This is a genomic window from Paenibacillus sp. LT-B23, assembly GCF_059417685.1.
The window spans coordinates 53,848-76,772 of sequence record NZ_JBSQBM010000027.1 but is presented as its reverse complement, the minus strand read 5'-3'; the positions used below and the strand labels follow the sequence as shown (position 1 = coordinate 76,772).

Sequence of the window (22,925 nt, the reverse complement as noted above, 5' to 3'; positions counted from 1 at the left end):
TAAACAATGACTCAAAACTTACAAAGCACAACAACATTGCACAACGGAGTTCACATGCCTTGGTTCGGAATCGGGGTATTTAAGGTAGAGGAAGGCTCAGAGCTGGTCGATGCCATCAAAGCGGCTGTGAAGCATGGTTATCGCAGTATAGATACAGCCGCAGCTTATGCTAACGAAAACAGTGTAGGACAAGCCATCCGCGAGGCTCTTCAGGAAAACAACCTGTCCAGAGAAGACCTTTTCGTAACGTCCAAAGTGTGGAATGCCGATTTGGGGTATGAAGAGACACGGGCAGCCTATGAAGTAAGTCTGGACAAGCTGGGTCTGGACTATCTGGATCTGTATCTGATTCATTGGCCGGTTCAAGGCAAGTATAAAGAAGCCTGGAGAGCTTTGGAGTCCTTATATAAAGAAGGGCGGATCAAGGCTATCGGAGTCAGCAACTTCCAGATTCATCATTTGGAAGACCTTATGAAGGATGCAGAGATCACACCAATGGTGAATCAGGTGGAGTTTCATCCACAATTAACACAAGCCGAGCTGCAGCAATTCTGTCAAAAGAACAATATTCAAATGGAAGCCTGGTCCCCGTTAATGCAAGGTCAACTGCTCGATCATGCGGTACTGCAAGACATAGCGACCAAGTATGGTAAATCGGTGCCGCAAGTGATTTTACGCTGGGGTGTGCAGCAGGGAGTTGTCACCATTCCCAAGTCTATCAAGGCGCATCGGATTGTTGAAAATGCCGACATTTTTGATTTTGAATTGACGCAAGAGGATATGGACCGAATTCAGGCGTTAAATGCGAATCATCGGGTAGGTCCTGATCCGGATAACTTTGATTTTTAAACTCTATTTCCATGATACGCCGTTCCTTTCTTCATTGAAGGGAGCGGTGTTTTTTGTCCATGATGGGTCTGGAGCCACAGCATTCCAATCCCGCCATATGGTATTATAGGGTTATGATAAAAGAGACGTTATGGAAGCTTGTGAAAATGAAGACAATCCGGGGGACCTCATGAATAAGACGATTGCAGATATAGCCCAAATGGCTGGCGTGGCCAAGAGCACGGTATCCCGTTTTTTGAACGGCGGGGCTGTCAGTGTGGATACAAGACGTAAAATTGAAAAGGTGGTCAAGGCCACGGGTTATGTCCCTAATACCTTTGCCCAGAGCCTGAAAGCGAAGCGGACTAACATTATCGGAACCGTTGTGCCACGTCTGGATTCCTTCGCGACATCCCATACGCTGATGGGTATAGATCAAGAACTGCGGGCCCAGCATTATCAGATGCTGATCTCGAATACAAGCCAGGATGTGAAGCGTGAAATCGAAGCCATTTACGAGCTGGGTCGGCAAAAGATTTCCGGTATTATTTTACTGGCTGCTGAAATTACCGATGAGCATCTGACGGCGATCCGCGACATTGCGATTCCGGTTTTGCTGGTGGGGCAGCAGCACACGCAGCTTCACAGCCTTATCCATGATGACTACCGGGCGGGATATGATATCGGCGCATATGTTCTGTCACAGGGCCACCGTGAAATTGCCTACGTCGGCGTTACGGAAAAGGATGTCGCTGTCGGTGTGCGGCGCAAGGAGGGCTTTAAGCAGGCTGTTCGAGATTCATTGCCCGATCAAGCTCATATGGAAGATGTGAAGCAACTGGAGCGATCCGCTGGGTACGATATCAGATACTATGAAACCGGATTTAAAATGTCTGATGCACGGGTGGCTGCGTCTGCGATTTTAGATGAATTCAGGCCATCCTTAATGGTGTGTGCTACGGATAATATTGCGCTTGGCGTGATCAACGCGGCGTATTCCAGAGGAATTGCCATCCCGTCGGAATTGTCGGTGACTGGCTTCGGGGGATACGATATTACAGAGGTGATTCATCCTGCGCTAACAACCGTGCAATATCCGTACATGGAAGCAGGACGCGTAGCGGCGCAAAATATTGTACGGCTGGTAGAACACAAACCGGTAGAGAAAGTGACTGTTATGAATTATTCTCTGATAGAGAGAGAAAGCGTTGACAAACGCTGAACAGGTGGATTATAATTTCTTCGAAACCGGTTCCACGGCACTCGGGCACAAGTGGAATCGGTTGCAAATCCATAGATGAGTATATTTTTTTAATCGTACAGGAACCGGTTCCTACGCATTATTTTTTCATCAAATTGGAACCGGTTCCCGAGGCGGAAGTTTTAATAAGAATGAGGTACACCTATGAAAATGACAAAAGAACAAAAGTATCGACTGATTGAGCAGGCAGAGCCCGGTGAAATAGCCAGCTTGGAGAAAAAGGTGGAGCAATGTCACTGGCGGCAGGAGTTTCATATTCAGCCATCGACAGGCTTGCTCAATGATCCCAATGGCTTTTCGTATTATCAGGGTGAATACCATTTGTTCTATCAGTGGTTCCCGTTTGGAACCGATCATGGAATGAAATACTGGTATCATTTGAAGTCCAGAGATTTGGTCACATGGGACGACGCAGGCATCGGTATCGCACCGGGAGATTATTTTGATTCACATGGTGCTTATTCAGGTAGCGCGATGGAGCATGAGGGCAAGCTGTATATGCTATATACGGGAAATACACGTGACGGGGACTGGATCAGACATCCTTATCAATGTATGGCCGTTATGGATGAGAGCGGTCTCATTACAAAATGGGAGCATCCCGTTATTCCGAATGTGCCGGAAGGATATACGGATCATTTTCGTGATCCCAAGCTGTGGAAGGACGGAGACAGCTTTTACTGTGTGATCGGTGCCCAGAGAGCGAATGCAACAGGCTGCGCCGTCCTTTATCGGTCAACCGACCTCCATACGTGGCAGTTTCAGGGGGAACTGCGTACAGGGCTGGAGACGTTTGGCTACATGTGGGAATGCCCGGATTATTTTGAACTTGACGGCTCGGGTGTATTGGTATTTTCTCCTCAGGGCCTGGAGCCTTCCGGGGATGAGTATCACAACATTTATCAGTCGGGCTATGTGATCGGCAAACCGCTGGATACCCAAACCAGAATATTGGAGCACGGCGTATTCCGCGAGCTGGACCGAGGCTTTGACTTTTATGCACCGCAGACGATGATCGACCCGCAGGGGCGGCGTATTATGGTGGCGTGGATGGGATTACCGGATATCGATTGTCCGACAGATCCGAACGGATGGGCGCATTGCCTGACGCTGCCGAGGGAGCTTACGCTTCATGAGGGCAAACTCATACAAAGGCCAATACCTGAGCTAACTACGCTTCGTAGAAAGCGTGAGGAACGGGTAGCCGACACATTAACGTCGGAGAGCAAAACCTATACGGGCTTCAAGGGTACGGCTTATGAGCTGATTTGTGAGTATGATCTTTTGAGCGCCAAGGCATGCGGTATTGAATTCCGCGCAAGTGCGACCGAGAAAACGGTGATCCGATATGATGCCGTTAGCCGCAAGCTTGTGTTGGACCGTTCGCAATCGGGTGAGCCTGTCGCTGCTTCGTATGGTGAGATAAGACAGTGCGCAGTGAATGGGGATCGTATCAAGCTTCATCTGTTCGTGGATACGTCTTCGGTGGAAATTTTCGTCAATGATGGGGAAGAGGTGTTCACCAGTCGTATTTTTCCGCACCCAGAGAGTGACGAAATACGCTTTTTTGCCGACAAGGGAGAGGCTCTCTTCCAAGCGGTAAAATGGGATTTTACATGAATATTCAAATCATCAAGTGGATCGTTAATCATCAATAACATAACGGAATGAACGAGAGGATGAACATCATGGCGGAGAACCGGGAAATAGCCAAAGAAGTGATCCAAGCAATCGGTGGGAAGGATAATATTGCGTCCTTTGCTCACTGTGCAACACGCCTGCGGATTATGGTGCATGACAAGGAGAAGATTGATCAGAAAAAGGTCGAAGAAATCGACAAGGTCAAAGGAGCTTTTTTCAACTCGGGTCAGTATCAGATTATTTTTGGTACAGGTACGGTTAATCGGATTTTCGAAGAGGTCGAGAAGCTCGGAGTGACCGGATCATCTAAAGAAGAAGTGAAGAGTCAGGCGAAAAAGGAAGGCAACGTCTTCCAACGCTCCATTCGTACCTTTGGCGACGTATTTGTACCGATCATTCCGGTGCTGGTTGCTACGGGGCTGTTCATGGGATTGCGGGGCTTGCTTACCCAGCCGCAAATTCTGGCCCTGTTCGGCATGACGCCGCAGGATATTTCACCGAATTTCCTATTGTTTACCCAAGTATTGACGGATACGGCTTTTGCTTTTCTACCTGCGCTGGTCGCGTGGTCAGCCTTTAGAGTATTCGGCGGCAGTCCGGTGCTCGGCATCGTTCTTGGTTTGATGCTGGTGAACCCTGCCTTGCCCAACGCCTATGCTGTTGCGGACGGATCAGCTCATCCCTTGACGATGTTCGGCTTCATCCCTGTGGTCGGTTATCAGGGCTCGGTATTGCCAGCCTTCTTCGTGGGTTTGATCGGAGCCAAGCTGGAACGGGGGCTGCGCAAACGGGTACCCGAAGCGCTGGATCTGATTCTTACGCCATTTTTAACACTGTTGATCATGATTACACTCGGGCTGTTTGCCATCGGTCCGGTTTTCCATTCCTTCGAAGAGTGGGTACTGCAAGGAACGACGTTTGTACTGGATTTGCCTTTCGGTATCGCAGGGATTGTCATCGGTTTTCTGCATCAGATTATCGTAGTTACGGGTGTGCATCATATATTTAATTTTCTGGAAATTCAACTGCTTGAAAAGAATGGCGTAAACGCCTTCAACGCCATCATTACTTGCGCTATGGCTGCCCAAGGTGCGGCTTGTCTGGCGGTTGGACTGAAAACGAAGAACGGCAAGCTGAAAGCGTTAGCGCTTCCTTCCTCGTTGTCCGCTTTTCTGGGGATTACGGAGCCGGCTATTTTCGGGGTTAACCTGAGATATATGAAGCCTTTTGTCATGGGGCTCATCGGCGGAGCGGTCGGCGGTTTTATCGCTTCGATCTTCCATTTGGCGGCTTCAGGTATGGCCATTACGGTCATTCCGGGGACGTTGCTCTACATGAATCATCAGCTTCCGCTTTATATTTTGGCAAACGTGGCTGCTATGGCAGTAGCTTTTGTCCTGACCTGGATGTTTGGCTATAACGATAAAATGCTGGAGGAAGTCAAAACAGCAGGTTCCTCCAATTAACACCACCCAGGTGGCAAGAGGAATGTAGGTTTGGATTAAAAAAAGCAATTATTTATACGGATAGGAACAAAAATCCCCGCCGACCAATTAAGGTTAGCAGGGATTTTTGTTCCTATCCGTTTAAGAACCTCCAACCTGTACTTGAGGGCGTATATCATGCGAGTGAACAGGTACAGTAACAATAAACAAAAAGCTAGCCGCGATGATCAGCAGTACCATTTTTTTTAGCATTGTTCATCCACACCTTTTCAATAAGATTTAAAAATGCTGCTTTAGTTACTGGAACCGCATAATCTTGAAAGTGTAAAAATAGACCCATACAATTTATAAAATAAGTCTCATTATTTAGTGTATGATAACTTATCATTGAATACATCAAATGTTTAAAACCATCAATGTAAGAACCTCGATGTAAATAATAATTAGCTAACTCGTAACCAAACCATGCGATATAGTCCGGTATCACCTGTTGGGTATACATATCATCGGATGGAGGTTGTTCAGAAAACGAATTAATCTCCGTTTCAAACCGTTGAAGTATATCATCCACGTCCAATTCAAATCGGTTTGCTGCAATTATAACATTCAACAATTTGGAGATTTCCTCTTGTTCATTAGAGCTTGATGCTGCTGCAATATATTCAACATAATCTTGAAGCACACTTACATCTCCTGATAGGAGTTTATTAACGTAAGTGTTACATTCCGCCCAATCTTTATACAGTTTGATCCAATGTTGAGTATCCTCGTCCGTCTCCTTGACCCAATCTAAATTAGCGTAGGCGTATGTATATTGTAGCGCTTGTTGATAATCGCCTTGGGCTTCGCAGACACTTGCACATAGTAAATCGGCATAGGTGATGTACACAAACATGGGACGACTTAACTTCTTAGTAGATTCATTCCGCTCTCGGCTCTTCTGTTGGTGTTTCAAAGTATATTGGATTTCCGCTTTATCTCTCATTTTTCTCGCCATTTCATCGACCTTGTCCCATTTACGCAAAGACCTGTACACGTTAGCTAAATCCTTCAATGCGTCAAGCTGATCTATTTCATCTAGGCGCTCAACAAAAGCTTCAAATACCGCTGCTGCTCTGGGATTTTTGCTTTGATCGTCTCCAATCTGAATCTTGAATATACGGTATTGACAGATTGCCAAGCGTTCGGAGTGCTGGTACTTCTCCGCCTCTGCTACATTCTCATAGAGCAGCAACGCAGCAGCATGTCGTCCTTGTGCTAATAGCGTTTCTGCAATGTCAAATAGTTTAGGTGAATAGAGTAGATTGTCCATGATTTGTCTAACGATTCGACTGATCGCATCCAGCTTGTCCAGTTCTGCACAACGATATAGCAACCGCTCAATTCGACGCATATTGGGGGAGCGTTCGATGATGTAGTTTTCTACATATAAGTCGTAGAAGTAGCCTTCCGGTAAACCCATAGCCTCAGTGATTCGGTCAAGCTGGTTAACAGATATAGGACTATTACCAGTTACAATGCCACTTACTATCCCCCTATTAATGCCTGCAATATGCCCAAACTCGGTCATGCTTAAGTCTTGTTGTTTTAGATATTTTTCCAATTCAGCTCTTATCGTAGGTGTGATTTCCATACATAAACCACCCTTCACATAAAAATGCCATAATTTCATATTCTTGCATTCTATTGTTCTCCAGAATTAACCATCTGTCAATATATTATGCAACTAATGTAGAAAGGTAAAGTTTGGAATATTATGCATATGGAAAGGACGAGCGATGGAAGCGGAGAGTAAGGGGGTGAAAAACGCACTCCATACAGAGTGCGACTTGTGATCGAAGCGCTGGAGCATCGGTAATTGATTTCAATCCACGCACTCACATGGAGTGCGACTGGTCTGATCCTTACAACCCTTCGCTATGCTTATATTTCAATCCACGCACTCATATAGAGTGCGACTTGAATCAGTAGGCGCGACAGCGCGTGATGGAAACATTTCAATCCACGCACTCATATAGAGTGCGACAGCGTGTTCAAGAAAGTTAATACGTTCGTACCGAAATTTCAATCCACGCACTCATATAGAGTGCGACGTTGAAAACTTCTTAAACTCATCTGGAATAATCGTGATTTCAATCCACGCACTCATATAGAGTGCGACGCAATACTTTGTGTTAGGTTCACAGGGTACTTTTACGATTTCAATCCACGCACTCATATAGAGTGCGACGCTTGCGATCTTCGCCCCGAGAACAACATTAATAGATTTCAATCCACGCACTCATATAGAGTGCGACGCTTGCGATCTTCGCCCCGAGAACAACATTAATAGATTTCAATCCACACACTCATATAGAGTGCGACACATTGTAAATCTCGGCCCACAAAAACTGTGAATTATTTCAATCCACGCACTCATATAGAGTGCGACCGATACCGATATGTACCCGGACTAACTTTTGCGTTATTTCAATCCACGCACTCATATAGAGTGCGACTATCCCGGCCAAGAATGTGGACTTGATTTGGACAATTTCAATCCACGCACTCACATGGAGTGCGACAGCGAAAATACAGTGATTTATACCCTAATGGTATCAATATCATACATTTTCACAATAAACGATGCCGAAAAGGCTTGAATCAAGCATTGACATTCACCCATTACAACCCATCCCAAGCCTTTTTCGACAAATTTCGAGGTGCGAAGGAACCGGGGTTTTTATGTGAGCTTCACATTCGCACTTTATAAAATGAGATATTTGTTGTCTATCCAGTTGAATCCAACATACATTTAAAAACGCAGTTTCGCAACCTTTTCGGACCTTTTTCCGCCTTCTCTTTCCACCGTACAAGAAAAGCTAGACGATCGAAGATCGTTCATCCAGAAATTCGGACGGGGAGCAGCCTGTCAGCCGTTTGAAGATTCGATGAAAATAGGAAACATCACTATAACCGACATACTCTGAAATTTCACGAATCGTCAGCCGGGACTCGGTCAGCATGTAGATGGCCGTTTTAATGCGCTGCGTATGTACATGCTCGCTGATGGTTTGGCGTGTTACCTCACGCAGCAGTGTGGCGGCGTAGTTGGGTGTTTTGCGGATGACGTCGCCAAGCTCTTCCTTCGTCACTTTTTCCCTGTAATGATTTTGGATATACTGCTTCATATATTCCACATGCCGTTCCTTTTCGCTGGAAATGACGCCTTTGTTCCATTCCTGATTGGTATAAATCATCGTCTCGGTCAGCAGACAGTCAGCCATCAGCTCATAGTAGCTTGGGCGCTCTGTCCATTGGTAATACACCGACTTGATTCGTTCATGCAGCATATCGTAGCATCCGAGCTTGATCGACAGCGGCTTGTCCGTATTCAATATGGGAAGTACGTTATTCGTACATGTTTTGCGGCAATGTATCACATACTTGGTATGAAAAAGCGTAGGGATACTCTTGCCATAGTAGGGCAGATGTCCAGGCAGAATCAGAACCTCTCCCTTGCCGAGAATAATCTTGCAATCGTTCACCCAATATACACATTTTCCAAAGGTGACCAAAATGAACACGAAGTTGTCTTTGCTGCTATCTGGACCAGCCTTCTCGTACCAGTCCACGCCATGGTCCTGTCGCACGTCCGTGATTGTAATCATGAAGTCACTCTCCATGTCTTAAAGATTCACTATACTGTACTATAATACAGTCATCATACTATAATTCATGGTCTTGTCGCACCGGTATAGGTAAAATAAAGTCATAAAAGTGTAAATAGATAGAGCAGCCACATGGAATAGAAACCATACTGGAATTACGACCAAACAGTAAAGACATTCAGGAGGATGACATTACTATGCTTAAAACGAAAATTATTTGTACTATGGGACCTGCCTGCGACTCCATTCATTTGTTAAAGGAAATGATCCAGGCCGGTATGACAGTAGCCCGCTTGAACATGGCTCACGGGGAGCTGGAAGATCACGTTAAACGTATTGAAAATGTGCGGCAGGCTGCGAAGGAACTGAACACCTTTATTCCTGTCATGATGGATATCAAGGGACCGGAAATACGGATTGGCAAGCTGAAAGAAGCATCCTGTCTGCTGAAACCAGGTAGCCAGCTTATTTTGACCACGGAAGAAATTTTGGGGGACGAGCATCGTATTTCGGTCAACTACCCGGATATGCCGAAGGATATCAAAGCTGGCGACCGTATTCTCATTGATGATGGCTTGGTCGATCTGACTGTAACCTCTATTGAGGGAACCGAAATGATCTGTACCATTGTAAGCGGCGGTATTTTGAAGCCAAGAAAAGGTGTGAACCTGCCAGGAATTCATACGACTCTTCCGGGCGTGACAGAGCGCGATGTGAAGCACATCCAATTCGGGGTGGAGCAGCGCATTGAGCTTATTGCGGCTTCTTTTGTGCGTAAAGGCGATGATATTCGTGAGATCCGTGAGATTTTGAAGGGCCACAACGCCGAGCATGTGCAAATTTATTCTAAAATTGAAAATGCAGAAGGTATGGAAAACCTCGATGACATTATCAAGGCTTCGGATGGAATCATGGTAGCCCGTGGTGATCTGGGTGTTGAAGTGCCGATTCAGGACGTACCTGTGATGCAAAAGGAAATGATCGACAAGTGCAACCTGGTTGGCAAGCCGGTGATCGTGGCTACACACATGCTGGAATCCATGCAGGTAAACCCGCGTCCGACGAGAGCCGAAGTTAGTGACGTGTTTAACGCGGTTATGCAAGGAGCCGATGTGGTTATGCTGTCGGGCGAATCCGCTGCGGGTAAATACCCTGTTGAATCCGTACGGACCATGGCTGCTGTAGCTGCCAGAGCTGAATCTCAATTTGATTATCAAGAGCAGTTCGATAAGCGCAGAGCACGCCAAAGCACGAACATTACCGAGGTCATCAGTCAAGGTGCGGTTAGTTCGTCCCTAGAGCTGGATGCCAAAGCGATTATTACTTCTACGGCCAGCGGCTTCACGGCCCGTATGGTGTCCAAATATCGTCCGAAGGCTCCAATTATTGCAGTTACCCCGAACAATACGGTGTTCGCTAAAATTTGTCTGTTATCCGGGGTATTCCCGGTCAAAGGCGATAAGGTAGTGACGACGGATGAAATGTTCGAATCCTCCATCCGCAACGCCCTAAATGCAGGGTATATTCAAAAAGGAGACACCGTTGTCGTGTCGGCAGGCGTTCCTGTCGCCGAGGCCGGTGCCACCAACCTGATTCGAGTACATCAAGTGTAAGTGTAGATACAGACAGCAGAAAGGCGCTGATCCCCCACGGGCTCAGCGCCTTTTTACATGGACTTTTTTTTACAGTCCAAACACACTCTTGGCAACGACCTGCGTCAATTCTGCCTTATGGGCTTGGTACTGTTCAGGCGTAATACTCTTGTTGGCCAGCCGTTGATCTAACTGCTCTGTCAACTGAGCCACCTGCAAATCAACGACAGCTTGAGCGTCCCGTTCATTATATTGTGCAATATCTGCCAAGGTTTGACCGTTATACAACGCATCATACAATTGCTCATCCGAGGATACACCCAGTGTTTCCAGCAACTCATCATCCTTGGAAGCCTCACTATCCTGTAGCTGAAGGGCTCTCTCTGGAGCCAGTGCAGAAGCATTGGCCCGACTTCCCCATGTAGAGGACTGCCCAATAGACAACGCCAGCAACAAGGTGCAGATAACCATGATTCGTTTTCGATTCATAAGAGTAAAGTCTCCTTTTGATTTCTTTAAAATTCTGACAGGGTGGAACGGTATATGGATATCCAACGGGAGTAATATTCTTGCCTTTAGTCCATCCGGTTTTTATGTAGTTACCAGATTCTTAAATACATCATACACGCCCAATCTTAGCGCCAGCTTAATACTCGTTTAAAATAAACTAAAAGTGCACATTGTAAACAGTTAACAGCAAAAAAAATTCACCGATGCTCGTAGGATGGATGTGATCTATCCTTCGGACCCTGTTTTTTTCTTTGACCAGAGTTTTCGTATCCCGTGAATACAGAGCAGCAGTAGAGGCAAAAAAAGGCCCATGGATAAGATAAAGGATGTCCATATTTTTGCATCCCAGGATTGCTGGTATGGGACATTTGGATATATGATCACCGACATAACGATCAGGATCATCCCGATAGGGAAGATCAGCGGACGCTCATCTTTTAGATTAAAGATTTGGCTAATGGCTATCATAATCGATTGCATATACAGAGCCAGCCTGAAAAAGAGCGAAATAAACCACATGGCGGCCATGATCGCTTCAATACGTTGAAGAAAATTTCCAATGTTTATTTTTTGGGCTAATGAATAGCTCGGAAATACACTTATTGCCGTTAATTCAGGGCCAAAAACCAAAACGGCCAATACAATGAGCACCACCAGGATCAACCCGCCAATCAGGCCTCCTGTTAAAAAGGCTTTACGGGCTTGATCGGGGCGAACTACAGACGGGAAAATCATGAGCAAAACAATATGGCTCAGAAATGCAATACTGACAAAGGATAAAGCGGCAGGCCAAATGGGTCCAACTCCCTTCTCCAGCATCGGTTGAGCGTTCTCCAGTTTGATATTGGATGCTACTAAAACGACAAAAGCCGTGTACAGCAGAAGGAACAACGGAAACAATAGCTCAGCAGAACGGGCCAACGTTTCAAGTCCAAGGCGCACGCCCATCAATACAATAAGCGCAAAAAGGATGTTGACCGCTTGAATCGGCGTTTCCGGCATCATTTGAGTAGTCAAAAAATTCCCCAAATCATACAACACCGCAGCAGGGCCACCGATAAAAAACGTAATCATAAACAGCAGAGCAATAGATTTCCCCAACCATTTGCCCAAAAGGGTCTCCATGATTTCAATCAGGGTCATCTGCGGATACAGGATGGTGATCGTGTTGTACAGCCATATCAACAGCAGCCCGGCACCCACTCCGACGAGTGCAGCGATCCATGCATCCTGTTTAGCTGTAGCGGCCATAACGGAAGGGATGACGAGAATTGCAGTGCCGATTGTAAATAATATCGTTAAGATCAACAATTGACGTGTGGAGATTTTGACTTGCTTATGCACCATCCTCACCTCTATTTTCACGTTTATCATCCGGCTTGTTATTCTTGTTTGTCCCCAGCCTTTTCAGGGCATGTATACTGAGCAGCAGTAAGGGTAAAAACACCCCGAACGATAGTGCATAGGGAATCCACGTCTTGGTATCATAGGCTTGTTGATAAGGGACATTGGGATATACGATGATCGACATGACGACTAAAAGAATGCCGAGAGGAAGCACTAACTGGCGGTCATTTTTCAAACGAAAGATTTGGGCTATGGCTGTAACAATGGAGTGCATATACACCGTGATCCTGAAGAAGAGCGAAATAAACCACATGGTAGCCATAATCGCTTCGATGCGCTGTAGAAAATTGCCGATGCTAATTTTTTTGGCTAACGCATAGCTTGGATATATATTTCTTGCGGTTAGATCAGGACCTAGTACCAAAATAGCCAATGAAACGACCACGACCAACATCAATCCGCCAATCAGGCTTCCAGTGAAAATAGCTTTACGAGCTTGGTCTAAACGATTGACAGAAGCCGGGAAGATCATGAGCAGAAGGATATGAGGCAGAAAAGTTGTGCTGACAAAGGACAGGGCAGCGGACCAAATAGGCCCCATTCCAGCCTCCAGTACAGGTTGAACATTTTCCAATTTAATATCGGACACTATCAAACCCGTAAATGAAATATAAAGCAGAATAAATAATGGAAACATCAGTTCGGCAGAACGAGCTATCACTTCCAGCCCCAGCCGGACAGCCAACAATATAATAAGCGCAAAAAGGATGTTTACTGCTGACATCGGTGTTTCCGGGATCATTTGAGTAGTCATAAAATCTCCCAGGTAGAATAAAACGGGAACAGGAGCATTGATGAAAATCGTGGTGAAAAACAGAAGACTGGCGGCTTTACCTAGCCACTTTCCGAGCAGGGCTTCCATAATTCCAATTAGGGTCTTCTGCGGATACAGCGACGCAATCTTGATGTACAAATACAAGACGAGAAGCCCGGCCACGACCCCGACAAGCGCGGCAATCCACGCATCCTGCTTGGCTACCTGCGCCATGCTTGACGGGATGATGAGGATTGCGCTCCCAACCGTATATAAAGTCGTCAGGATCATAAGCTGACGTGCTGAGATTCTGATCTGCCCGGGCACCAAATTCACCTCATCTTATTTTATTAGACCGATATGAGTCAGGAAATCGCTGAATGGTCTATACACGACTGCGATCCAATCCAGAGGAGTAGGAATAGACCAACTTAATGCCTTGGCGCTGCTGATTCCGACCCCAAGAAGAAGCAGGATGGAAAACAGCCAAAGCTCTTTTTGTAACCCCTTTTTCCACATGTACGGGACCTCAAACATGCTGATTGCAACAGCGACCAGCAGTATGCCCAGAACGTTCACTATTTTAGGCAGCATCTTTAACACCTTCTTTGGTAGGTTACTCCTTCATATCATTCAGGAATGAGCTGCCAATCGTGCCCACACGCCGAATTTTGAAATCGACCTTGATGTCTACGGGCAATTCTACAAAATGCTCACGATCCCAATTTTTTTTCAGTGCATTCCAGGTCTTCGGATCAGCGCGGTGAATGGCTTCGCCGAATCCAAAAATGTCAGCTTTGTACGATTTTTGAGCTTTTCTGACGGCTGATTTCATAATCTCTTCGATCTTTTCTTCCTCTTTTTTCTCTACCTCATAAATCGTGCTCACCTTGGTCAAATCCAGACCCAGACACTCGACTTCTCCTACGTTGGCCTCAACCTGCATTTTAACATTGATCCGGGGCTCTCCCCTGTTAACGCTCCCTTTTATGGCGGTTTGGGTCCGAATGATTTCTGTGACAACTTTGCCGCCTTCGGGGCAGGCTACAAAGCCGACAGAGCTTCGCACTTTGCCGAGAATGAAGTTGTAGCCCCTGCTTTCCGTTTCATCTAACCATCCGATTAACTTGTCTTTTCTGAATACAGCAAGTCCCGAATACTGTAAACGGACAGGAGGGTCGATCGTTTGGACATTTTTGTTTGATTCTCCCATTTCTGCATTTCCTATAATATGAAGTCCTGTCAAAATAGGCTGCATTCCTTCGCTGGTGAGAGCTCTAATCAATTCATCCAGGGTTACCGTCATACTGGGCGACCAGTTTTTCTCCGATGATTCCAGGGCGGAGAAAAGGTCATTGGCCGGAATCGGGTCCAGGGGTGTCATAATTTTCAGTGTGTCTTCTGCACTGGTGCCCTTTGACACCACAATATAAAAATCGGTGCGGAACTGATGATCCCTGGAGAGTAAATCCAGTGCCTTTGCCATCCCCTCCCTCGCTATCGACTCACCGATTACGCATATGCGCAGGTGAGAGAAATACATTTTTCGGGGACTAAGCGTCGTTATTTTCCGGATGGCTTCAAACACGGTGTCCGCTTCCGCTGTGTACAACGTGGCTGGAGTTCTATCGCCTGCTCCTTTTTTGGCTGCTGCTTCTCCGGGGTCCACAACCTGAACGGAGACACGAAATTGATCTCCATATTTATCGATCCCCATGCCGACGGCGATAGCAAGCTCATTCAGTTCCCTGCGGTTCCAACAGCCCGTCAGAAGCAAGACGAGTGTAAGCATCAGGAACAGAAATGCCGTCTTCTGTTTCATGCTTGTCTACTCCTTTCCGTCTGTTCCTGTCTTCTCCCGTTATTCCCGTGGTTTCCGGGGCGGGGTGCTGTTTCGGCGATTCACATTCTTCTGATCAATGAGCCGGGGACGTGTAATCATCATCCAGTGAGGAAGCCGAAAGAGGGTATCCTTGGTGTCCGACGGTATTAGAGGGGCAAAAGGAGTCATATAGGGAACGCCAAATGAACGAAGGCTGCACATATGCAGGATGAGGGCAATGCCGCCGACGATAATCCCGAATAGTCCAAATGAAGCGGCAAGCCCCATCAAGGGGAAGCGCAGCATACGAAAAGCAATGGACATATTATAGGCAGGCAGGACGAAGCTGGAAATCGCAGTAATAGATACGACAATAACCATCGCCGCTGATATGATCCCGGCCTGGACAGCCGCTTGTCCGATGACGAGCGTGCCTACGATAGAGACGGCTGCCCCGATATACTTTGGCATGCGGACGCCGGCTTCCCGTAATATTTCAAAAGTCAATTCCATCATGAGCGCTTCGATAAAGGCGGGAAAAGGAACGGACTCCCGCTGTGCCGCCAGACCGATCAGCAGTGAGGTTGGCAGCATTTCCTGATGAAACGTAGTGATGGCAACATATAAGGACGGACCAAGCAGGGAAATAAAGACTCCGGTGTAACGAAGAACCCGAATGAAGCTGCTGATATCGGCACGCTGATAATAATCCTCCGCCGCATGCAGGAAGGAAACAAACAACGCGGGTACAACAAGCACAAACGGAGTTCCATCCACCAGGATCGCGATCTTTCCTTCCAACAGCTCGGCGGCGATGACGTCCGGGCGTTCGGAGTTGTATACCGTCGGAAAAGGGGTAAATGTTTCGTCCTGAATTAACTCCTCGATATACCCGCTTTCAAGAATGCCGTCTACATCAATGCGATTCAGTCGTTCATGCACTTCTTCGACCAATTTATGGTCCACGATTCCCTTGATATACATGACTGCGACATCAGTTTGGGTCACGCGGCCAATTTGTTTTGTTTCCAGCCACAGGTTCGGATCTTTAATCTTACGCCGGATCAAGGCCGTATTCGTGCGCAGTGTTTCAGAAAATCCTTCTCGCGGCCCACGGACGACATTTTCCGAGGCGGGCTCGGTGACCCCGCGATCTTTCCATCCTCGTGCGCTGGCCACGATTCCCTGCGTCTCACCGTCAACCAAAATGATTGCATCTCCAGACAACAGAGCGTTATATAAGGTTTCAAAGTCGGTAACATCCCGGATGTCCCCGATGGTCAGGGCGTAATCTTTTAAAATCTGCAGAACATGGGAGGAGGTTTGAATACTACTCTCCACGTCGCTGGACAAGCTGCTATCCAGCATCATCGACTCCATGATGAAGTCGGAGACTACGTTTTTATCCGCCAAACCGTCGGTATAGAGGATCGCAATGATTTGTTCACCATCCTTGCCGATACGAACTTCTCTTATGATGATGTCGGTACTGTTACCGAGTGCTTGTCTGATCCGCTGAAGATTTGACCCTATATTTGCACTGAGCTGCGCCTCTGAATGTGCAGGCTTACTCTTGGTGTGCTGGACAGGTGGCTTTTTAAACTTGTTGTGGCTGCTTCTTTTCCGAAAATGCATGAATGTTCGCCCTCTCCTTGCGGATGCTTTTTAATCCAGTATGGACACAGTGGGCTTCTCATAAACTTACTATTGGAATTTCGATGATTGGAGGGGGAATATGAAAAAACCTCTTTCACAAGAGTGAAAGAGGTTTCAGACATCTGCATCAATTACAATTTAGGATTTTTTCCATATTTGTTCTCAGCGGGTTGACTGTCTTGGCATAAGAATACAATCAGGATAATAGTACCAACAAGAGGGATTAAACTGATCAAAATCCACCATCCGGTTCTGCCTGTGTCGTGCAGTCTACGGGCTATAACGGCCAGAGACGGCAACAGGACAGCCAAAGAATAAAGGTACGTCAAGATCGGAGTTAAGCCCACAAGACCATCGATTATACCGATTACAAAACTTGCGATTACGCTGAACAGGACAAACATCCAGTATTCTGTACGTCGTGCTCTACCTTGGAATCCTACATAGTTTTTTAATCCATTTAAATACCATTGCATATATTTCACCTCCCCATAAAAGTTAAAGGTTTACTTTAAAGTAATTCAAAATTGTTCTTTTAAGTATATCGGCAGGAAGGATATAGAATTTTACTAGTAAAATTATGGTTTTAAAATGAGTGTATACGCAACTTATTTATTAACGTTAATGATTTAATGAATAATTTATAAAAATATAAAATTACATATTGAATTTTCCACATTCATTGAATAATATAAAGGTACGGTTAACCGTCAGGTTTGAATCCGCCTTCTTAACAGAAGGTACTTTTATTTTTTCAAATGAATTGAAAGCGCTTTAATGCGAGATAGGGGGATGAGCAACATTTAATTCGAGGGTGAAGAAGATAATAAAAACATAATCCTGACCGCCTTACTTTATATCGTCTTATGTTTAACAATCAGGTATGTTCAAAAACGAGAGGAGATTAGTTTATGAAGCCATTATTTTTTCGTAAAGTAACAGCAGCTTCTTTGGCGGGTGCGTTGCTGTTGCCTGCCTCTTTTGCAGGAGCCGAACAAACGCTCAATTCGGACACAGATGGGATTCAAGCTGCGGGGCAGGTTACCCTTCAGGATCAAAGCCAGGGGAACATTTCCATTCATAGCAATAAGACCGTTTCATTTAAAGAAACTTCCGTACATGATCCATCCATTCTGAAAGTGAACGATACATTTTATATTTTTGGCTCTCATTTGGCGGCTGCCAAGTCCAAGGACCTCATGAATTGGGATACGATTGCCACAGGAGTAGCGAATGGTAATGTATTGATTCCCAACGTCAAACAGGAATTAAAAGAGGCGCTGGATTGGGCCCAGACAGACACGCTGTGGGCAGCGGATGTTATTCAGCTTGCCGATGGCAAGTTTTACATGTACTATAACGCCTGCAAGGGGGACTCCCCGCGTTCAGCAATGGGTCTAGCTGTTGCCTATAAAATTGAAGGGCCTTATAAGAATAAAGGCATTTTCCTGAAATCCGGCATGTGGGGCCAACCGGGTGAGGATGGGACGATCTATGACGCAACCAAGCATCCGAATGTCGTGGACCCGGACACTTTTTATGATAAGAACGGCAAGCTGTGGATGGTGTACGGGTCCTATTCAGGAGGCATCTTTATTCTGGAAATGGATGAGAAAACAGGGAAGCCGCTGCCCGGACAAGGATATGGGAAAAAGCTGACAGGCGGTAACCATGCCCGTATGGAAGGGCCGTACATACAATACAGTCCGCAAACAGACTATTATTACTTGTTCCTGTCTTATGGCGGCTTGTCGGCAGATGGCGGATACAACCTTCGTGTGGCTCGCTCCAAAACACCGGATGGTCCTTTTTACGATGCTGAGGGCAACGACATGATCAAGGTCAAGGCGAATCCTGACAAACCTCTTTTTGATGACGCTTCCATTGAGCCATACGGTGTCAAACTGATAGGGAATTACCTGATCCCAAGGGAAGTCGGTGATCCGGGATCAGGACTGGGTACAGGCTATGTTTCTCCCGGACATAACTCGGCTTATTACGATCCCAAGACCAAGAAGCATTTTCTGATCTTCCATTCCCGTTTTCCGGGACGGGGCGAGCAATTTGAGGTACGCGTGCATGAAATGTTCATGAACGCTGACGGTTGGCCCGTAGTTGCTCCTTATCGTTATTCGGGAGATGAGGATTCTCTTAAAAAGTTGTCGGAAAAGGATGTCCTTGGTCAATACTCATATGTAAATCACGGAAAAGAAATTTCGGCCAATATTAAGCAAGCCCTGACTGTCAGTTTGGATAGCGGCGGCAAACTGTCCGGCGGAGCGAACGGTACATGGAAGCTTGGCACAGGTAATCAGCTGGAGATTATAGCGGATGGTACAAAGTACAAAGGTGTTTTCCTGCGGCACCTTGATCCAGATACGGGCACCAAGACGCTTGCTTTCACTGCGCTATCCTCCAAGGGTGTTGCGGTATGGGGTACACTAAAGCCTGAACTGAAGGCCAGCAAGATTGTGGCTGCTGTGCAGAAGGATCTGAGCCTGGGCGATTTGAGCAACGTTTTTTATAATCTGACGCTGCCTACTCAAGCTACACAAGATACCACCATTTCGTGGGAGTCTTCACGTCCTGAGAACATTTCCGTGACAGGTGAAGTGTACCGTCCAGAAGCGGGTTCCCAGCCTGCAACGGTCACATTGACAGCGACCATTAAAAAAGACAAAGCAGCAGCGAAGAAAAGCTTTATAGCCACGGTTCCCGAGCAGGCTCAGGGTCCGCAGCTCGTGCACTATTCATGGAGTGAGGATCAAGGGACAACGGTCGTGGATAGCACATACAACAACTATGATGGCAAGGCATTTGGGGGAGCCACATGGGACAAGGAAGGGAAGTCCGGCGGAGCTCTTGTTTTGAACGGCAAGGATGGTTACGTGCAGCTACCGGGTATGGTAACGGATGCCGAGGACTTTACTTTTTCTGCGTGGGTAAACTGGAAGGGTGGTGCAGCCTGGCAGCGGATTTTTGACTTTGGAAATGGGCAGAGCCGACATATGTTCCTGACTCCATCTCAAGGAAGTGGTGTGCTACAGTTTACGATCCATGAAGGTACGGATCAAAGCCTGCTTTCCAAAGCACCGCTGCCATTGAACCAATGGACGCATGTAGCGGTTACATTGGAGGGGAACACCGGGAAGCTGTATGTAAACGGTGAAGAGGTAGCTGTTAATGATAGCGTTACCTTTAACCCGATAGAGCTGCTGACAAGCGAGGCTTATCTCGGTAAAAGCCGCTTTGCTGCCGATGCTAACTTTAATGGCAGTCTGGATGAGGTACAATTGTATAACAAAGCGCTGACAACAGATGAAATTAAGGCATTGGCAGGTCTTTGATGCTAGTTAAAAGGTAACGCAACAGAGTGGATGCAGAAGACGGGCATATTTTAGAGAAAGTTCGTCTTCTGCATAATGTTTTGTATATTTATTTTTCATTTGCTGGTATAATAAGAAGCAGTTGCGGATATACTGTTTTAAGTAGGCGTTGATGATTGACTTTCGCCTGATGAATACAGCTTGGACACATAAATAGAGGACAAAAGCACTCTGCATAATTTAAATTCACCAGTGCTTGCGTTTTCAATACACTTATGGTAATATGAGTATATTGAAATTGTGACCTGAGATTCGCATATTGTAGAGGGTTATTGTTTTAGGTTGAAATAACCTTGTGCAATATGTGAATTTTTATTTGTAAAAAATAAAGGTCATATAAATACATTTTGGAGGTAATTCCATGCAAACAGGTACAGTAAAATGGTTTAACGCAGAAAAAGGTTTCGGTTTCATCGAGGTTGAAGGTGGAAGCGACGTATTCGTACACTTCTCCGCAATCCAAGGCGACGGCTTCAAATCTTTGGACGAAGGCCAACGCGTAGAATTCAACGTAGTTGAAGGAAACCGTGGACCACAAGCTGAGAACGTTGTAAAACTGTAATTTAAAATTACAGCCTACTTCAGATGCCCCGAACATAGCGTTTGGGGCATTTGTTTTTATCTGTTCACAAGGCCGTTTTTGAACTGATTACATCTTATCGCTTTATAAATCATGAAGAAAGAGGGATGTTTATGTACAATTCACGGAAAAAGCCAATGGATGAGATTCCTGAGGAAATTACAACTGTCTGGAATTGCGCCAGCGATACGTGCAACGGATGGATGCGGGATAACTTCGCTTTTTCTGTCGAGCCGACATGCCCCATTTGCGGTTCTGCCATGGTGAAGGGCGAGAAAAAGCTGGCCGTTTTGAATAATACGAGCTTTAATCATACCAAACAATCCTAATGGGATATATGTTTGTAGTGAAGGATGCCCCATAGCCGCTAACGGCGCTGAGGCGTCTTTTTTGTTTTTTTTGGAGAACGCACCGCAAGGTGCTATTTTTTTTGAACATATGAATGTCCTGGTTCTCCGATTATGGCATGGGGGAAGGTTAAGATAGTATGCTCAGCAAGGTGGAATTAAATTCGGGGAGCGCATCGTAGAATACAGCATGACCGCTTCGTTCAAAAGGAATAAGCCTTGACCCAGCAATTCCTTTTTGGGTTTCGACAGCCAGTGGGAAAGGGCAGACCTGATCAAGCTTCCCGTGTAAAATCCAGGTAGGTACACGGATATGCGGAAGATCTGGGCGTAAATCAGAATCACGCAGTGAATATAAAGTGAAGGCCATGCTATGGACAGAGGCTGCAAAGCCCTGATCACGTATCCAGTCGCGAAAGCTCTGGCTGACGGGGTTGGCAAACAATAGTTCGCCAAATGAAGTGACCAGTTGCGGTCGATCTGTATAGGCTTGCTTGATGAGCTTATCCACTTCCGTGACCGGAGTGCCTTGAGGAAAGTCGCTGGATGGAGTGAAACGGGGCGTAGCCGCTCCCAGCAGAATAAGCTGATCGACGCCAAATCCCCGGTGCCTGCTCATATAACGTACGACAATAGCTCCCCCCATGGAAAAACCAATCAGTCGTACCTGTCTTAGCTGGAGCGCCTGAATGACAGCCAACAGATCGTCTGCTAGTCGATCATAGTTGTAGCCTTGCCATGGTCGGTCGGACCTGCCGAATCCCCTAAGATCCACCTGAATACAGCGATAACCGTAGGAAGGCAGCAGAGCTACCTGATATTCGTACATTCGATGATCCAGCGGCCAGCCATGCACCATCAGAACGGGGATGCCGGCTCCTGTATCTTCCACATACAGATTGACGCCTCGTTCCACCTCGATATAATATCCCAATGCGTTCACCCCTTTGGAGTCACAAAAATTCGTTCTTTCTCACATATATGTAGTCGGGGCTTAGCTCATTCAAAAAAGGGATAGCAGCAGTCACGATTTAAACATATTGATTGTTAAAAAATGTATGTCATCCCGCATAGCGATAAGATATAATGATGGGATGAAATAGCAACGGGAGAGTGGAACCATGGCACCATCAAAAACTTTAAAATGGATTACAGGTGGTTTAGAGCTATTTTTGGCTATTCCTATTTTGGGTGGATTCGTCGTCTTAAACTCTGCGTATACCGTATTGTTTTTTATGATGATTTTCCATATCGTTACATTAGTGCTATCGGTGGTAAACAAGGAGGCCTATTATGGATCTATCTTAGGGATCGTGACCTCTGTTGTCGGATGGATTCCGTTCGTGGGTTGGCTGATGCATTTGCTTTCAGGTATATTTTTGATGATTACAGCAGCTCAACAGCCGCGTTATCAAGATCGCAACTCCTATGATGATTATCGCTACTAAGTTACACACGGCATGAAATGATAAAAGATCCTGATAATACAGGGTCTTTTTTTTCACTCCTTAAATCTACCCATATCTTGGAAATTCGTCGATTTTATCATGAACTACAGCAATTAAAAAAAGATTTCGGCTATCCCGGGTATCTGTTTCAATGAGCCGTTCAAAACTGGGTGTATCTATAAAGCCCTCGCCTTGTTCTCTGTCTAAATTTTCAGTTTCTCCATCAATCTGCAACCGGATTTCAGACAAACGCTTCGCATCTTTATCCATGGCAGATCTAATAATATAGCTTATTCTCTTCACATAAAATTCCAGTAATGTTACCTCTTGACCAAGCTAGTCTACCACATATTATCTTGGTAAAAGAAAAATAAGCCTGTCCCCTTCTGCCGCAAAGCAGCAGGGGACAGGCTTATCTACTCCTCTATCCGTACAGGGAAGCCGGATGGAGATTTATTTAACATGGGGTGGCTATGTTTGATTAACAAATGGTTCTGTAAATGTGAATTATTGAGCTAAAGATTTTTGGAAAACTGGAGCCTTGTTAGCTTCAGCTTTAACAGGAGCTTTAGCTACTTCAGCCTTAACAGGAGTTTTG

Annotated in this window: 19 protein-coding genes, 1 pseudogene and 1 CRISPR repeat array; of the genes and pseudogenes, 9 read left to right on the top strand and 11 right to left on the bottom strand. The window is 45.9% G+C overall.

Features of this window, described 5'->3' with window-relative positions; genetic code table 11:
- Nucleotides 1-6: 6 nt before the first annotated feature.
- From ACWXW9_RS25465 to ACWXW9_RS25450, 4 genes are all read left to right on the top strand, one after another.
- Nucleotides 7-849 (top strand): aldo/keto reductase, encoded by an 843-nt coding sequence (locus tag ACWXW9_RS25465; RefSeq protein WP_494931691.1) that lies wholly within the window; start codon nucleotides 7-9, stop codon nucleotides 847-849.
- Nucleotides 850-1,018: 169 nt separating this feature from the next.
- Entirely contained in the window at nucleotides 1,019-2,050 is a 1,032-nt protein-coding gene (locus ACWXW9_RS25460) for a LacI family DNA-binding transcriptional regulator (protein WP_494931690.1), read from the top strand.
- 183 nt (nucleotides 2,051-2,233) lie between these two features.
- Nucleotides 2,234-3,709, top strand: coding sequence for a glycoside hydrolase family 32 protein (locus ACWXW9_RS25455; RefSeq protein ID WP_494931689.1), 1,476 nt, complete (start codon nucleotides 2,234-2,236; stop codon nucleotides 3,707-3,709).
- Nucleotides 3,710-3,777: 68 nt separating this feature from the next.
- Nucleotides 3,778-5,196 (top strand): sucrose-specific PTS transporter subunit IIBC, encoded by a 1,419-nt coding sequence (locus ACWXW9_RS25450; RefSeq protein WP_494931706.1) that lies wholly within the window; start codon nucleotides 3,778-3,780, stop codon nucleotides 5,194-5,196.
- A gap of 193 nt (nucleotides 5,197-5,389) precedes the next feature.
- Here ACWXW9_RS25450 and ACWXW9_RS25445 read toward each other — a convergent pair whose 3' ends face one another.
- Nucleotides 5,390-6,808, bottom strand: a complete 1,419-nt coding sequence (locus tag ACWXW9_RS25445) for a tetratricopeptide repeat protein (RefSeq protein ID WP_494931688.1) — start codon at nucleotides 6,806-6,808, stop codon at nucleotides 5,390-5,392.
- A 228-nt stretch (nucleotides 6,809-7,036) separates the two neighbouring features.
- A CRISPR array of direct repeats spans nucleotides 7,037-7,739; the repeat unit is 32 nt; unit sequence ATTTCAATCCACGCACTCATATAGAGTGCGAC.
- A gap of 297 nt (nucleotides 7,740-8,036) precedes the next feature.
- Nucleotides 8,037-8,825 carry a helix-turn-helix domain-containing protein gene (locus ACWXW9_RS25440; protein WP_494931687.1) on the bottom strand — a complete coding sequence of 263 codons (789 nt, stop codon included), beginning with the start codon at nucleotides 8,823-8,825 and terminating at the stop codon, nucleotides 8,037-8,039.
- Nucleotides 8,826-9,022: 197 nt separating this feature from the next.
- Here ACWXW9_RS25440 and pyk point away from each other — a divergent pair, with 197 nt between their 5' ends.
- Nucleotides 9,023-10,438, top strand: coding sequence for a pyruvate kinase (gene pyk, locus ACWXW9_RS25435; protein WP_283654221.1), 1,416 nt, complete (start codon nucleotides 9,023-9,025; stop codon nucleotides 10,436-10,438).
- A gap of 69 nt (nucleotides 10,439-10,507) precedes the next feature.
- Here the strand turns inward: pyk and ACWXW9_RS25430 are convergent, their stop codons facing one another.
- The 7 genes from ACWXW9_RS25430 to ACWXW9_RS25400 all read right to left on the bottom strand — a co-directional run bounded on the left by ACWXW9_RS25430 (nucleotide 10,508) and on the right by ACWXW9_RS25400 (nucleotide 17,042).
- The gene (locus tag ACWXW9_RS25430; protein ID WP_134911545.1) at nucleotides 10,508-10,906 is read right to left on the bottom strand and encodes a hypothetical protein; all 399 of its coding nucleotides are present in this window, start codon (nucleotides 10,904-10,906) and stop codon (nucleotides 10,508-10,510) included.
- Nucleotides 10,907-11,152: 246 nt separating this feature from the next.
- Nucleotides 11,153-12,274 (bottom strand): GerAB/ArcD/ProY family transporter, encoded by a 1,122-nt coding sequence (locus ACWXW9_RS25425; RefSeq protein ID WP_494931686.1) that lies wholly within the window; start codon nucleotides 12,272-12,274, stop codon nucleotides 11,153-11,155.
- On the bottom strand, nucleotides 12,264-13,415 hold the full coding sequence (locus tag ACWXW9_RS25420; RefSeq protein ID WP_494931685.1) for a GerAB/ArcD/ProY family transporter: 1,152 nt from the start codon (nucleotides 13,413-13,415) through the stop codon (nucleotides 12,264-12,266). The genes ACWXW9_RS25425 and ACWXW9_RS25420 overlap by 11 nt, the downstream gene beginning before the upstream one ends.
- A 15-nt stretch (nucleotides 13,416-13,430) precedes the next feature.
- On the bottom strand, nucleotides 13,431-13,682 hold the full coding sequence (locus ACWXW9_RS25415) for a hypothetical protein (protein WP_494931684.1): 252 nt from the start codon (nucleotides 13,680-13,682) through the stop codon (nucleotides 13,431-13,433).
- 22 nt (nucleotides 13,683-13,704) lie between these two features.
- Nucleotides 13,705-14,910 carry a Ger(x)C family spore germination protein gene (locus ACWXW9_RS25410; RefSeq protein ID WP_494931683.1) on the bottom strand — a complete coding sequence of 402 codons (1,206 nt, stop codon included), beginning with the start codon at nucleotides 14,908-14,910 and terminating at the stop codon, nucleotides 13,705-13,707.
- 39 nt (nucleotides 14,911-14,949) lie between these two features.
- Nucleotides 14,950-16,545, bottom strand: coding sequence for a spore germination protein (locus ACWXW9_RS25405; protein WP_494931682.1), 1,596 nt, complete (start codon nucleotides 16,543-16,545; stop codon nucleotides 14,950-14,952).
- 152 nt (nucleotides 16,546-16,697) lie between these two features.
- Nucleotides 16,698-17,042 (bottom strand): DUF805 domain-containing protein, encoded by a 345-nt coding sequence (locus tag ACWXW9_RS25400; protein ID WP_494931681.1) that lies wholly within the window; start codon nucleotides 17,040-17,042, stop codon nucleotides 16,698-16,700.
- A gap of 435 nt (nucleotides 17,043-17,477) precedes the next feature.
- Here ACWXW9_RS25400 and abnB point away from each other — a divergent pair, with 435 nt between their 5' ends.
- The 3 genes from abnB (at nucleotide 17,478) to ACWXW9_RS25385 (ending at nucleotide 20,861) form a co-directional block, all read left to right on the top strand.
- On the top strand, nucleotides 17,478-19,913 hold the full coding sequence (abnB, locus tag ACWXW9_RS25395) for an arabinan endo-1,5-alpha-L-arabinosidase AbnB (RefSeq protein WP_494931680.1): 2,436 nt from the start codon (nucleotides 17,478-17,480) through the stop codon (nucleotides 19,911-19,913).
- A gap of 400 nt (nucleotides 19,914-20,313) precedes the next feature.
- Nucleotides 20,314-20,514: a cold-shock protein CspD gene (gene cspD, locus ACWXW9_RS25390; RefSeq protein WP_013308356.1), complete on the top strand. Its 201-nt coding sequence runs from the start codon at nucleotides 20,314-20,316 to the stop codon at nucleotides 20,512-20,514.
- A gap of 131 nt (nucleotides 20,515-20,645) precedes the next feature.
- Complete coding sequence (locus ACWXW9_RS25385; protein WP_013308357.1) at nucleotides 20,646-20,861, top strand: cold-shock protein; 216 nt, start codon at nucleotides 20,646-20,648, stop codon at nucleotides 20,859-20,861.
- A gap of 148 nt (nucleotides 20,862-21,009) precedes the next feature.
- Here the strand turns inward: ACWXW9_RS25385 and ACWXW9_RS25380 are convergent, their stop codons facing one another.
- Nucleotides 21,010-21,813, bottom strand: a complete 804-nt coding sequence (locus ACWXW9_RS25380; protein WP_494931679.1) for an alpha/beta fold hydrolase — start codon at nucleotides 21,811-21,813, stop codon at nucleotides 21,010-21,012.
- 187 nt (nucleotides 21,814-22,000) lie between these two features.
- Between ACWXW9_RS25380 and ACWXW9_RS25375 the strand changes: the two genes are divergently transcribed.
- On the top strand, nucleotides 22,001-22,327 hold the full coding sequence (locus tag ACWXW9_RS25375) for a hypothetical protein (RefSeq protein WP_494931678.1): 327 nt from the start codon (nucleotides 22,001-22,003) through the stop codon (nucleotides 22,325-22,327).
- Between the two features lie 75 nt (nucleotides 22,328-22,402).
- On the opposite strand, the pseudogene ACWXW9_RS25370 reads toward ACWXW9_RS25375, so the two are convergent.
- Nucleotides 22,403-22,597 (bottom strand): annotated as a pseudogene (locus ACWXW9_RS25370) (GNAT family N-acetyltransferase); the annotation flags it as partial.
- Nucleotides 22,598-22,925: the final 328 nt, after the last annotated feature.

Excerpts from the sequence above, each read along its gene's own strand:
- ACWXW9_RS25465 (WP_494931691.1), top strand. The coding sequence starts at position 7 with ATGACTCAAAACTTACAAAGCACAACAACATTGCACAACGGAGTTCAC.
- ACWXW9_RS25460 (WP_494931690.1), top strand. The coding sequence starts at position 1,019 with ATGAATAAGACGATTGCAGATATAGCCCAAATGGCTGGCGTGGCCAAG.
- ACWXW9_RS25455 (WP_494931689.1), top strand. The coding sequence starts at position 2,234 with ATGAAAATGACAAAAGAACAAAAGTATCGACTGATTGAGCAGGCAGAG.
- ACWXW9_RS25450 (WP_494931706.1), top strand. The coding sequence starts at position 3,778 with ATGGCGGAGAACCGGGAAATAGCCAAAGAAGTGATCCAAGCAATCGGT.
- ACWXW9_RS25445 (WP_494931688.1), bottom strand. The coding sequence starts at position 6,808 with ATGGAAATCACACCTACGATAAGAGCTGAATTGGAAAAATATCTAAAA.
- ACWXW9_RS25440 (WP_494931687.1), bottom strand. The coding sequence starts at position 8,825 with ATGATTACAATCACGGACGTGCGACAGGACCATGGCGTGGACTGGTAC.
- pyk (WP_283654221.1), top strand. The coding sequence starts at position 9,023 with ATGCTTAAAACGAAAATTATTTGTACTATGGGACCTGCCTGCGACTCC.
- ACWXW9_RS25430 (WP_134911545.1), bottom strand. The coding sequence starts at position 10,906 with ATGAATCGAAAACGAATCATGGTTATCTGCACCTTGTTGCTGGCGTTG.
- ACWXW9_RS25425 (WP_494931686.1), bottom strand. The coding sequence starts at position 12,274 with ATGGTGCATAAGCAAGTCAAAATCTCCACACGTCAATTGTTGATCTTA.
- ACWXW9_RS25415 (WP_494931684.1), bottom strand. The coding sequence starts at position 13,682 with ATGCTGCCTAAAATAGTGAACGTTCTGGGCATACTGCTGGTCGCTGTT.
- ACWXW9_RS25410 (WP_494931683.1), bottom strand. The coding sequence starts at position 14,910 with ATGAAACAGAAGACGGCATTTCTGTTCCTGATGCTTACACTCGTCTTG.
- ACWXW9_RS25405 (WP_494931682.1), bottom strand. The coding sequence starts at position 16,545 with ATGCATTTTCGGAAAAGAAGCAGCCACAACAAGTTTAAAAAGCCACCT.
- ACWXW9_RS25400 (WP_494931681.1), bottom strand. The coding sequence starts at position 17,042 with ATGCAATGGTATTTAAATGGATTAAAAAACTATGTAGGATTCCAAGGT.
- abnB (WP_494931680.1), top strand. The coding sequence starts at position 17,478 with ATGAAGCCATTATTTTTTCGTAAAGTAACAGCAGCTTCTTTGGCGGGT.
- cspD (WP_013308356.1), top strand. The coding sequence starts at position 20,314 with ATGCAAACAGGTACAGTAAAATGGTTTAACGCAGAAAAAGGTTTCGGT.
- ACWXW9_RS25385 (WP_013308357.1), top strand. The coding sequence starts at position 20,646 with ATGTACAATTCACGGAAAAAGCCAATGGATGAGATTCCTGAGGAAATT.
- ACWXW9_RS25375 (WP_494931678.1), top strand. The coding sequence starts at position 22,001 with ATGGCACCATCAAAAACTTTAAAATGGATTACAGGTGGTTTAGAGCTA.